This is a genomic window from Kitasatospora sp. NPDC127067, assembly GCF_042724755.1.
Classification (GTDB): domain Bacteria; phylum Actinomycetota; class Actinomycetes; order Streptomycetales; family Streptomycetaceae; genus Kitasatospora; species Kitasatospora lactacystinica.
Genome location: NZ_JBHXEM010000019.1, coordinates 22,302 through 33,584, shown reverse-complemented (window position 1 = coordinate 33,584; position 11,283 = coordinate 22,302). Strand labels below are relative to the sequence as shown.

The window sequence follows — 11,283 nt, the reverse complement described above, 5'->3', positions numbered from 1 at the left end:
AACTACCACCCACACCCCCCACACCTTTTTTTTTTGGGGTGGGGTGGGCGGTTTTTTTTTAAAACCCCCCCGGGGCGGGGGGGGGGCCCGCGCCCCCCCCCCCACCCCGAGCCGGAACCGTGTCGCCGACCAGGGTTTCGTGTGGCGTGTTCCTGGCGAAATATTTCCACCATGGGCTTATCGCCGGTCGCCGGTCATCCTCCTGTCGCTGTCTTCCGTGAGCCCCGGGGCGGGCGGCCCGTCCCGGCGCTGGGCACGCGGGTCGCCGCCGGAGCGAGGCGGGCCGCGCGGGTGCTGGCCGGGGTGGCGACCCACGCCGGGCCCGTCGAACGTACCGCCACGCTGCGGCAGGCCGCCGCGGCAGCAGGCGAGTCGGTGGCCGCGCTGGCGGCTCTGGCTCCGGCCGTGGCGGGTGAGGACGTGCCGGCGGAGTCGACCAGCCAGTCGTACTTCCGGGTCCGTGAGGTGGAACTGTCGGACCAGCAGGCCGCCCTGCACGGCCTGCTGGTCGTCCACCGCGGTCTGGAGGACCTCTGCGAGGCTCCGCTGTCGGGTGCCGACCTGGCACTGGAGGTGGCCGGCATGCGGCGGTCGGTGCTCGACCTCACCGGCGTGGCGTCGGGCGCCGACCATGAGCCCGTCCCGCCGGTGGTCGTTCCCGAGCCCGGTGCGCGGCCGTCGCCGGAGAGCGCGTGGAGCGCGCGGTGGCTCATCGGGCACCAGGTCCACGTCCTGTTCAACGTCTGCGCCGCGGTCGCCGTGGCCGACGCCACCCGCCACCTGCGGCACGGCGACGGCGATGCCGCACTGGGGCTGCTGGCGGACGCGACGGTGTACGTGCGCGGCTTCCCCGCGGCCATGAGCCACGCCGGGACGATCCCGGCCGACTACTACATGGCGGCGATCCGCCGGACCATGGCGCCGCCGTCGACGGACATCCCGCTCAGCGGGCGCCAGCACCGCGGGTACAGGCTGTTCCGGGCGGCGATGAAGGACCTGCTGTCGGTGGTCCCCGACCCCTACGAGCAACTGGCGGCCCGCGCCCCCGAGTTGGCCGAGGCGCGGGGCGCCCTCCTGGAAGCCGACATCGTGGACGCCGAACGGCACGTCACCCTCGCGTACTCGCTGGTGCACCTGCGTCGTTCCATCGCCCAGCGGCCCGAGGGCCCCGACAACGCCGTCGCCGAACTACGACTCATGCGCCACCGCCGCGCGGCCCAGTACGCCCCCCTGATCCGCTTCGGGGACCACTACGTCGCGGACGCCGTGGCCGGCCTGCGCCATTCCTGAGTCCGGCCGCCCACCGTTCGCATTCCCGGCAGGAGACCCGATGCCCGGCACCCCGCACAACACCGCCGTCGCCGCGGACTGGAACCTGGATCCGACCGATGCCGGCGCGTGCGAGCGGCTGGCCCGCTCCCTGTCCGCCGGCGGGCACGACCGGGTCGACAGCCCCGAGTGGGTGGCACGGGCCCGGGACGCCTGGGACGAGCTTCCGCTGCCGCTGCGCCGCGCGGTGCGCCGGTTCCGAAGGAGCTCCGGCCCGCACGGCACCCTGGTGATCGGCGGCCTGCCCGTCGACGAGGCCTCCCTGCCCCCGACACCGGCCGTACCCGGCTCGGTCCAGCGCCGGGCCACCGTCCCCGCCGCGCTGCTCACCATGGTGGCCTGCGGGCTCGGCGAGCCGCTCGCCTACCTGGCCGAGAAGTCCGGGGCCCTCGTGCAGGACGTCGTGCCCGTGCCCGGGCAGGAGACCTTCCACGGCAACGCCGGATCGGTGCCGCTGTCCTTCCACACCGAGAACGGCTTCCATCCCCACCCGCCGGACTACGTGGTCTTCCTGTGCCTGCGGGCCGACCACGACCGGATCGCCGGCATGCGCGTCGCCGGCATCCGCCAGGCGCTGCCCCTCCTCACCCGGGCCGACCGGGAGGCCCTGTTCGCACCGGAGTTCATCACCACACCACCGCCCTCCTTCGGCCCCGACGCCGCGGGCGGAGCCGGAGCCGAACCCCGGCCGGTGCTGTCCGGCGCAGCCGAGGACCCCGACATCCGCATGGCCCAACTCGTCACCGCCCCGCTCACCCCTCGGGCCACCGCCGCGCTGGCCGGGTTCGGCCGGGCCTGTGAGGAGACCGCCCGCACCCTGCGCCTGACCCCCGGCGACCTGGTCGTCATCGACAACCGCGTCACCGTCCACGGCCGTACCGCCTTCCGGCCCCACTACGACGGGGCGGACCGCTGGCTGCAACGCACCTACGCCACCGTCGACCTGCGCCGCTCCCGGGATCACCGTCCCCAGGACGGCCAGGTACTCGCCCGCTGACCCGCCCGCCCGTTGTCCCGTTGCCGCCCCCGGGCCCGCAGGTCCGGGGGCGGCGGCGCGGGATGCGCCGTCAGCAGCAGCCGTGCCACTGGTAGTCGGTGGGGACTTCGAGCCCGGCGACGGGGTCGTCGGCGTTCGTGTCGCTGTTCGCGTCGGCGACGGAGTGGATGGTGGTGCCCTTCTTGATGGTCTCGGCGACCTTGATGTCCTTGATCTCCTCCGGCGGGACCGTCAGCGGGTTCGCGGAGAGGATCACCAGGTCGGCGAGCTTGCCGACCTCGATGCTGCCCTTGCGGTCCTGTTCGAAGTACTGGTGGGCGGCGTTGATGGTGATGGACTTGACCGCGTCGAGGGCCGACACGCACTGCTCGGGTCCGAGGACGATCCGGTCGGTGCGGGTGCGGCGGGTGACCTGGCTGGAGAGGATGGCGATCGAGTTGGGCAGGGCGACCGGGGCGTCGTGGTGCGAGGTGTAGATCATCCCCCGGTCCACGGCCCAGCGGGCGGGGGAGATGGTGGCGGCCCGCTCCGGTCCGAGGACGGTCTTGCGGTACCAGTCGCCCCAGTAGTAGGTGTGCATGGAGAAGAAGGACGGGATGACGCCCAGGTGGTCGAAGGCCTCGATCTGCTCCTTGCGGGCGGTCTGGGCGTGGATCGCCACCGTCCGCCGGTCGCCGGGGCCGGCCTCCCGGGCGGCGGTGCCGACCGCCTCGATGAACTGGTCGATCGCGGCGTCCCCGTTGACGTGGGCGAGCACCTGCCAGCCCTTGGCGTACGCGGTGCGCACCTGGTCGAGCACGATCTCGGGGTCCTCGATGGTGGGGTAGCCGCGGTAGCCCTCGGGGGTGCCCTCCGGCCGCTCCTGGTAGGGCTCGGTGAGCCAGGCCGTGCGGCCCTGCGGGGATCCGTCCAGGTACATCTTCACGCCGGCCGCGCGCACGCCCCGCCGGTACTTCTGGCTCGCGCCGACCGGGTCCGGCTCCGGTGAGGCCGTCGCCTCGTCGGCCCGCGCGTAGGCGACGACGTCGATCTTGAACGGCACGACGGCGGCGGCGTCCCGCAGGGCCTTCAGGTTCTTCAGCGTGGCACCGCCCTCCTGGACGGTCGTGAAGCCGAAGCTCGCGGCCGACGCCACGCCCTTGCTGAAGAGGGCGGCCAGCGCGGTCAGCGGCAGCCCCGCGGTGGCCTTTTCGGAGGCCGGGCTGAAGGCCGTCTCCTCCAGGACGCCGTTGGGCTCGCCGTACGGCCGGGCCACGGGGCCGGGCCGGCGGCGGATGACGCCGCCGTCCGGGTCCGCGCTGGCCTTGGTGTAGCCCAGCTCCCGCAGGCCGCGGCTGTTCACCGCCCCGAGGTGGAAGGACTGGTGGATGGCCAGCACCGGCCGGGTGGTGGACACCTTGTCGAGATCCTCGCGGGTGGGGTGCCGGCCTTCGGCGAGCATGGCGTCGTCGTAGCCGAACCCGATGATCCACTTGGAGAAAGCGCCCACCGGGGTCTTCGCCCACGCGCGCAGCTTCTCCTGGAGCGAGGCGATGTCGGTGACGTCGCCGTCGGGATCGGCCAGCAGGTTGGCGAGGGTGGCCTGCAGGCCGATACCGCCCAGGTGGCCGTGGGCGTCGATGAACCCGGGCAGCAGGGCGCGGCCGGCGAGGTCGCGCACCTGCGTTCGCGGCCCCTGCCAGCGGTCGGCGGCCTCCTGGTAGTCACCCACGTGGACGATGACACCGTCCTTGACGGCCACCGCCTCGGGGCGCGGGTCGGACTCCTCGGAGTCGGCGGCCGCCGTCACGATCTCCCCGCCGTGGAAGATGACATCGGCCTCGTCGTACGGTGCCGCGGCCCGGGCACCGCCGTCGTCCGTCGTCCCTGCCGGCTGACCGCTCATTCCGGTTCCCTCCTGTTGCCGATGGCTACTCCTGGTGCTCACCTGCCTACCCGCGGCAACCGGATCGTGAACCTGGCTCCCGCCGCGGCCGGATCCATGGGCAGGCGGCCGGCAGGAGGGGCGAGGCCGACCGAGGGCCGCAGGGGGATGACGAGTGTGTCGCGCCGGACGCACGGGGCGGGAACGGTGCCGGCGTGGAGGAGGTTCCGGCCCCGGAGGGCCCGGTGGCCGTCGCCGCCGGCATGCGGTCGGTGACGACGGTGATGCGGGGGCGGGCCGGCGGGCGCGCGCGTAACAGGGCCGTGCCGGAGTCCCGGCACGGCCCGACGGATCGGCCCCGCGGTGTGCACAGTGGCGGCCCGGAGACCGGGCACCGTCGGCTGCGCCGTCGGGGTCCGGACCGCACCCCGGGGCGGTGACGGCATCGCCGCCGGTGTGTCGGTCAGAGGGTGTACATGGCGGCGTACGGCGGGGTGATCCGCTCCTGTCGGGTGCCGAAGTCGACGAGGACCGCGGGGTAGGCCCCGTCCTCCACCGCGATGACGCGGCCGAGACCGTACTTGTCGTGGCTGATGCGGTCGCCGACCGCGAAGTGTTTGGGCGGTGCTTCGGGCCGGGGCTTGAAGGGACTGGTGGGCAGAGGGCGTCGGACTGCCGGTGATTTCGTCATCCTGGTCAGTATGCTCCGAAAATCGAGGGAACGGGCCGTCCCGGCGGGGGTGAATCCGTTGCCGGTCATCCTCGGGGCGGCCCGTCCCCCGGGCGTGGCGAAAGTCGCGACCGGGCCGGGGCGGGGCGTGGCGCCCCCAATCTCCCCGTGGCAACCGGTTGTTGCGCTCCCCCTGGGGGTGAGGGGCACGCCCGGAAGGGTGAGGCGAAAATATTCGCGTGGTTATCCGCCGCGGCGGCCCGAAGTCTGCTACGGTTGTTTTAGTTGCAGTTGTGGTTCCCATGAACTTTGTGTGCGCCTGCTCTTCGCAGGCGCATTTTTTGTTTTCCGGCTCTTTCCCGGAGGGTTCTCATCGCGGCGACTCGAAAGTCTGCATGGTGCAGGCTTCGGACAGTCTCTCGAAGGAGATTTCTCATGGCTACTGGCACCGTGAAGTGGTTCAACGCGGAAAAGGGCTTCGGCTTCATCGCTCAGGAGGGTGGCGGCGCGGACGTGTTCGCCCACTACTCGAACATCGTTGCCCAGGGCTTCCGCGAGCTCGTTGAGGGCCAGAAGGTCGAGTTCGACGTCACGCAGGGCCAGAAGGGCCCGCAGGCCGAGAACATCCGCCCGCTGTAGTCCTCCGCCCTGGCTTTCGCCCGGCAGAAAAAGGGGCCCGTACCGTGCGTCGCGCACGGTGCGGGCCCCTTTTGTCGTACCGGGGTGGAAGCCCCTCGCCGTCGGGCGGTCAGTTGCCGCCGTGGACCAGGTTGAGCGAGAAGCCGTCGCCGGTGGGGACGGACGGCGTCCGGACCGTCGTCACCCCGGTCGCGGCGTCGAAGTACCAGCCCGAGCCGGCCGCGTCGAGCGCGGCCGCCGAGTCCAGCCGGGTCAGCGGGCCCGCGTCGCCGGCCACCAGGCGCGGGGCGGGGCGGCCGTGCACGGTGAGGCGGTACGACCGCTCGGCCGGCTTGCCGGCGTAGTCGCCCTCGCTGGCGCCGATGCGGACGTTGGTCACGGCGCGGTTGGCGTGCACGTCCACCTGCTGGGTGGCCGAGGAGCCGGCGTTGAACTGCCGGGTGACGCCGTCGTCCTCGTACAGGGTGTAGGAGGAGTCGCCCGCGGCCTGCGGGTAGAGGTCGTAGTCGAGCTCGGAGCGGTCCCGGTTCTCCCAGGACAGCGTGCCCTTGGGCCACATCGGGACGATCGCGCCGCCGCGGACGAACAGCGGCAGGGTGTCGAGCGGGGCGGAGTAGCCGTTGACCGTGGTCGGGCCCTGGTAGGTACGGCCGGTCCAGTAGTCGGTCCAGGTGCCCTCGGGCAGGTAGATGCCGTCGCGCACGGTGGTGTCGGAGTAGACCGGCGCGACCAGGAAGTCGGGCCCGGCCAGGAACTCGTACTTCGCGTTGGGGCCGAGGGCGTTCGGGTCGTGCGGGTACTCCAGGGCCAGCGGGCGGACCGCGCCGACGCCGGTGCGGGTGGCCTCCGCGGAGAGGGTGTACATGTACGGCAGCAGCCGCTCCTTGAGCTGCAGGTACTTGCGGTTGATCGAGGTGTAGGGCTCGCCGTCCAGCCAGGGCTGCTGGTCCCGCTGCTGCTTGCCCGTCATGTCCCGGGCCCAGCCGTCCATGGTCATGATCGCCGGGAGGAAGGCCTTCCACTGCAGGTCGCGGGCGTACATCTTGGGGTCCCGGCGGTAGATCGAGCCGACGTCGCCGGTGTTGTAGGCGATGCCGGACATGGTGGCGCCGGCATAGGTCGGGATCTGCCAGCGGATGTAGTCCCAGGACAGGCTCTGGTCACCGCTCCACAGCACGCCGCAGCGCTGCGCGCCGGCCCAGGAGACCGGCAGCCAGACGAAGCCGCGGGCGTCGCTGTTGTCCTCGATGCCGGCCTTGGCCTGGTCGCAGGCGTTCAGCGCGAAGTCGTAGCCGTTGCCGACCCAGGCCACGTCGAGCTTGCGCACCCGCACGCCGGCCTTGACCTCCTCGGCCTGGTTGGGCAGGCCGTTCTGGGTCCACAGGCCGAGCTGGGCGTGGTCCTTGCGCAGGCCCGTGCCGGTCTGCGGCAGGCTCTCGTAGCCGCAGCCGTAGCCGTCGTTGACCAGCATCCAGCCCAGCGGCATCTGGTTGTCCACGTAGCCGTCGGCGACCTTCAGCGCGTCCAGGGTGTGGCGCTCGCCGCGGTTGGCGTTGTGCAGGTAGCAGTCGGAGTCGCCGGGCTCCAGCCCGTAGACGGGCGGCATGAAGGGCTTGCCGACCAGGTCGGTGTACCGGCCGATCACCGCCTTGACGTCACCGGTGAAGTAGTAGGCGTCCAGGCGGCGTTCCTGCTGCCCGGTGCGGACGGGCGAGCCGAAGTCGTAGATCCCGGGCGTGAAGGTGTTGCGGAAGACGCCGTAGCCGGCGGAGGAGACGTAGAAGGGCTGGGAGTTGTTCCAGCCGCCCTCGTTCCAGTCGGTGCTGTTGGCGACGTGGACGGTCCGGTCGCGGTGCGAGAAGGAGCCGTTCTGCTCGCCGCCGCCGAAGAACTGCTCGTCCGCGCCGCGCACCAGGCTCTGCCGCAGTCCGCCGGTGCTCCAGCGCAGTGGGGCGCTCTCCTGCCAGAGGGCGGTGCGGTCGTCCGCCTTGTACAGGCCGAACCGCAGCGGGTGCTTGTAGACCCGCAGGACCAGGCCCTTGGAGCGGATGCCGTAGTACGCCCCGGCGTCGAAGGTGCTGGTGTCGCGCTGCGGCTCGGGCTGCGTGCGGACGATCGTGCTGCCCGCCGGATCGGTGAGGACGCCGTCCGGGGCGGCGCGCAGGCGCAGCTGGTCGTCGGCGAGGAAGTCGACCCGGGCCTTCAGGGGGCCCGCGGCGATGTCGTAGCTGCCCTGGGAGCCGCCGAAGCCGGTCAGGTCGCCGGCGTCGGCGGTCTGCGGCAGGTAGGCGGTGCCGGTGTAGGAGCCGCCGTGGACGTCGTAGGGGACCACCAGGACGCGGTAGGTGCCCGAGGCCTTCGGGATCACCGTGGCCTCCGGGTCGGCGGTGCCCGCGCTGCTGGCCACCTGCTTGCCGGTGGCGTCGTAGATGTAGAGGTCGAAGTCGTCGGTGGGGTTCTGCCAGCGGACGGACACCGGGACGCCGCCCTCCGGATTGTCGTCCCAGTAGCCGGCCGGCACGTTCACGGTGAGGTCGAAGTGGTCGCAGACCGTGCCGCCCGGGTCCTGCGCGGCCGGGGGGCAGCTGCCGGGGTCGCCGAGGGTGCCCTTGGCGTACTGCGGGCTCTGCCAGGTGACGCTCTGGTGGCCCTGGTCGAGGACGGCGGAGCCGGGGGTCGCGGCCCGGGCGGGGAGGACGGGCCCGGCCAGGGCGGGGAGGACGGCCAGGGCCGCGGTGAGGGCGGCCCGGCGGAGGTGGGGCCGGAGTAGGCGCACGGTGGTGTCTCCGTTCGACGTTGGAGAGGTGGGCGGTCAGGACCTGCCGGACGCGCCCGGGCGGGCGAGGAGGTGCAGCGGGCGGGCGATCGGGCGCGGTGGCGGGGGCACGCGGTGGTGAGGGCGAACGGCGCCGGTCAGGGACGGTGCCGGTCCCCGAGGACGACGGACCGGGTGAGGTGCCGCGGCCGGTCCGGGTCGCAGCCCCGCGACCCGGCCACCGCGACGGCCAGCCGCTGGGCCCGGACGAGGTCGGCCAGCGGATCCAGGTCGCCGTCCGTTCCACCGGATCCGGCGACCAGGAGGGCGCCGGCTCGGGTGATGTCCTCGGCGAGCCCGGCGGGCGGCGCGCCGAACACCCAGGCCACCCGGCCCGGTTCGGCGATGCTGATCGGCCCGTGCCGGTACTCCATCGCCGGGTACGCCTCGGTCCAGGCGCCCGCCGCCTCGCGCAGTTTCAGCCCGGCCTCCAGCGCCAGCCCGTACGTCCAGCCGCGCCCGAGGAAGGTGAACTGCCCGGCGTCGCGCAGTTCGGCGGGCAGCGGCACCGCGACGGCCCGTTCGGCGTCCCGGACCGCGCGGGACAGCGGGTGGACTCCCGCCGGAAGCGCGCCCTCGGCTTCCAGGTGGGCGCGCAGCAGGGCGAGCACGCTGGTGGCGAAGCGGGTCTGCACGACGGAGCGCTCGTCGGCGAAATCCAGGACGGCGACGGCGCCGGCGAGCGCCGCGACCGGGGTGGCGGGATCGGCGGTGACGGTGCTGGTGGGCACCCCGGCCGTACGGGCCCGGCCGAGCAGGTCGAGCACCTCGGTGGTGGTGCCGGAGCGGCAGATGGCCAGGATCCGGTCGTAGTCGCGTCCGGGCGGGAACTCCGAGGCGGCGAAGGCGTCCGTGGTCCCGTGGCCGCCGCCCTCGCGCAGGGCCGCGTAGGCCTGGGCCATGAACCAGGAGGTGCCGCAGCCGACGACGGCGATCCGCTCGCCCCGGCGGGGCAGGGCGGGGGCGTGCCGCGGCAGGGAGTCGGCGGCACGGCGCCAGCAGTCGGGCTGCGAGGCGATCTCGGCGGCGGTGCGGGAGGGCGTGCCTGCGGTGCCTGCGGGGTTGGGGGTGCCGACGGGGTCGGGGCTGGCGGGGGCCATGCGGCGGGCTCCTTCGAAGAGGCGGTGGACGTTCAACCCGTGGGTGCGGTCGGCTACTTGACCGATCCGGCGGTCAGTCCCGAGACCACGTGCCGCTCGATCAGGGCGAACAGCACCACGACCGGCACGATCGCGACGACCGACCCGGCGAACAGGTAGTTCCACTCGACGGTGTAGTTGCCGATGAAGCTGTTGATCCCGACGGTGAGCGGCTGGCTCCCCGGCTCGGTGGACAGGGTCAGGCCCATCACGAACTCGTTCCAGGCCGAGATGAAGGTGAAGATCACCGCGGTGACCACGCCCGGCACGGCCAGCGGCAGGACCACCCGGCGCAGGGCCCCGAGCCGGCCGAGGCCGTCGAGCAGCGCGGCCTCCTCCAGTTCCACCGGGATGGCCGAGATGTAGGCGGTGAGGATCCAGACCGCGAAGGCCAGGTTGAAGGCCGCGTTGCAGAGGATCAGCGTCCAGACCGAGTTGAGCATGCCGAGCCGGTAGAACTCGCGGTAGAGGCCCACCAGCAGCGAGGTCGGCTGGAACATCTGGGTGACCAGGACGAGCAGCAGGAAGAGCCGCCGGCCCCGGTACCGGACCCGGGCGGTGCAGTACGCGGCGGGCAGGGCGACCAGCAGCGCCAGCACGGTGGACCCGCCGGCGACCAGCAGGGTGACCCTCAGGTTGCCGCCGAGGGTGGAGTCGCGCCAGACGCCGAGGAAGTTGGACCAGGCGAAGTGGTGCGGCAGATAGCCCGCGTCGCGCAGCTCGTCGGCCGGGCGCAGCGCCGTGACGACCATCTCCAGGTACGGGAGCAGGAAGACCGCCGCCAGCAGCCAGGCGACGCCGGCGAGCACGACGGTGCGCGGCCGGATCGGGCGACGGCCGCGCCGGGCCCTCAACTCTCCTCCCCGTTCCAGCGGCTGACCTTGAGGAAGGCCAGCACCATCAGCACCACCAGCGCGAAGTTGACCACCGAGACGGCCGCGGACTCGCCGATGTCGGTGCTCTTCACCTGGTACATGAACACCGTGGTGGTGGCCGTGTCGCTGCTCGGGCCGCCCCGGGTCATGGCCCAGATGACGGGGAAGGAGTTGAAGACGTTGATCAGGTTGATGACGACGCCGACCAGGAAGGCCGGGCGCAGCAGCGGCAGGGTGATCCGCCGGTAGGTCTGCCAGGGCGAGGCGCCGTCCGTCCGGGCCGCCTCGTACACGTCGGCGGGGACGGTCTGCAGGCCGGCGAGCAGGGTGTACGTGGTGAACGGCAGCGAGACGAAGACCGCGACGAACACCATCCAGGGCCAGGCCGTCGCGGGGGTGCCGAGCCAGTCCCGGGGGCCGTCGATCAGGCCGAGGTCGGTCATGGCGGTGTTGAGCACGCCGGCGGTGCGGTCGAGCATCCACCGGAAGCCGATGGCGGTCATCAGCACCGACGCGGCCCAGGGGACGACCAGGGCCCAGCGGGCGTACCGGCGGCCCGGGAAGCGCTGGTCGAAGAGCTGGGCCAGGCCGAGCGAGAGCAGCATGGTCAGGCCGACCACGACGGCCGTCCAGGTCACCGTGGCGAGCAGCACGTGGCCGAGGTCGGCCTCGCCGAAGAGCTTGCGGTACTTGTCCAGGCCGGCCGGGCCCCGGACGAAACCGCTGGTGCTGATGCGCAGGAAGGAGGTGCGGACCATCTCGTAGACGGGCCACAGGACGACGGCGAGGATCAGCAGGACGGCCGGGGCGATCCAGGGCAGCGGCCCGAGCCGGCCCGGACGGGAGGCCGACGGCGCGGGGCGGCGCGGTGGCCTCGCGGACGGCGTGGGGGAGCCGGGGCCGGTGGGAGATCCGGCGGTGGGGGAGCTGGAGGTCACGGGGGTGCCTTCCGCGG

At 72.8% G+C, this 11,283-nt stretch carries 9 protein-coding genes; 3 read left to right on the top strand and 6 right to left on the bottom strand.

Annotated elements, in window-relative coordinates; all coding sequences use genetic code 11:
- Positions 1 to 303 precede the first annotated feature (303 nt).
- Both ACFWJ4_RS10980 and ACFWJ4_RS10975 read left to right on the top strand, forming a co-directional pair.
- A complete protein-coding gene (locus ACFWJ4_RS10980; protein WP_380541889.1) occupies positions 304 to 1,290 on the top strand; it encodes a hypothetical protein in 987 nt (328 codons plus the stop codon).
- Between the two features lie 40 nt (positions 1,291 to 1,330).
- Complete coding sequence (locus ACFWJ4_RS10975; protein WP_380541886.1) at positions 1,331 to 2,326, top strand: TauD/TfdA family dioxygenase; 996 nt, start codon at positions 1,331 to 1,333, stop codon at positions 2,324 to 2,326.
- A 70-nt stretch (positions 2,327 to 2,396) separates the two neighbouring features.
- Here the strand turns inward: ACFWJ4_RS10975 and ACFWJ4_RS10970 are convergent, their stop codons facing one another.
- Entirely contained in the window at positions 2,397 to 4,211 is a 1,815-nt protein-coding gene (locus ACFWJ4_RS10970; RefSeq protein WP_380541883.1) for an amidohydrolase, read from the bottom strand.
- Between the two features lie 442 nt (positions 4,212 to 4,653).
- Complete coding sequence (locus ACFWJ4_RS10965; RefSeq protein WP_359907425.1) at positions 4,654 to 4,881, bottom strand: hypothetical protein; 228 nt, start codon at positions 4,879 to 4,881, stop codon at positions 4,654 to 4,656.
- 414 nt (positions 4,882 to 5,295) lie between these two features.
- On the opposite strand from ACFWJ4_RS10965, the gene ACFWJ4_RS10960 reads away from it, so the two are divergent.
- Positions 5,296 to 5,499, top strand: coding sequence for a cold-shock protein (locus ACFWJ4_RS10960; protein ID WP_359907422.1), 204 nt, complete (start codon positions 5,296 to 5,298; stop codon positions 5,497 to 5,499).
- A gap of 109 nt (positions 5,500 to 5,608) precedes the next feature.
- Here ACFWJ4_RS10960 and ACFWJ4_RS10955 read toward each other — a convergent pair whose 3' ends face one another.
- The 4 genes from ACFWJ4_RS10955 to ACFWJ4_RS10940 all read right to left on the bottom strand — a co-directional run bounded on the left by ACFWJ4_RS10955 (position 5,609) and on the right by ACFWJ4_RS10940 (position 11,266).
- Complete coding sequence (locus ACFWJ4_RS10955; protein WP_380541879.1) at positions 5,609 to 8,275, bottom strand: TIM-barrel domain-containing protein; 2,667 nt, start codon at positions 8,273 to 8,275, stop codon at positions 5,609 to 5,611.
- Positions 8,276 to 8,412: 137 nt separating this feature from the next.
- A complete protein-coding gene (locus tag ACFWJ4_RS10950; RefSeq protein ID WP_380541876.1) occupies positions 8,413 to 9,414 on the bottom strand; it encodes an SIS domain-containing protein in 1,002 nt (333 codons plus the stop codon).
- Positions 9,415 to 9,467: 53 nt separating this feature from the next.
- Complete coding sequence (locus tag ACFWJ4_RS10945; protein ID WP_380541873.1) at positions 9,468 to 10,307, bottom strand: carbohydrate ABC transporter permease; 840 nt, start codon at positions 10,305 to 10,307, stop codon at positions 9,468 to 9,470.
- Positions 10,304 to 11,266, bottom strand: coding sequence for a carbohydrate ABC transporter permease (locus ACFWJ4_RS10940; RefSeq protein ID WP_380541870.1), 963 nt, complete (start codon positions 11,264 to 11,266; stop codon positions 10,304 to 10,306). The genes ACFWJ4_RS10945 and ACFWJ4_RS10940 overlap by 4 nt, the downstream gene beginning before the upstream one ends.
- Between the last annotated feature and the right edge of the window lie 17 nt (positions 11,267 to 11,283).

Coding starts and splice junctions, on each gene's coding strand:
- ACFWJ4_RS10960 (WP_359907422.1), top strand. CDS start 5,296: ATGGCTACTGGCACCGTGAAGTGGTTCAACGCGGAAAAGGGCTTCGGC.
- ACFWJ4_RS10975 (WP_380541886.1), top strand. CDS start 1,331: ATGCCCGGCACCCCGCACAACACCGCCGTCGCCGCGGACTGGAACCTG.
- ACFWJ4_RS10970 (WP_380541883.1), bottom strand. CDS start 4,211: ATGAGCGGTCAGCCGGCAGGGACGACGGACGACGGCGGTGCCCGGGCC.
- ACFWJ4_RS10965 (WP_359907425.1), bottom strand. CDS start 4,881: ATGACGAAATCACCGGCAGTCCGACGCCCTCTGCCCACCAGTCCCTTC.
- ACFWJ4_RS10950 (WP_380541876.1), bottom strand. CDS start 9,414: ATGGCCCCCGCCAGCCCCGACCCCGTCGGCACCCCCAACCCCGCAGGC.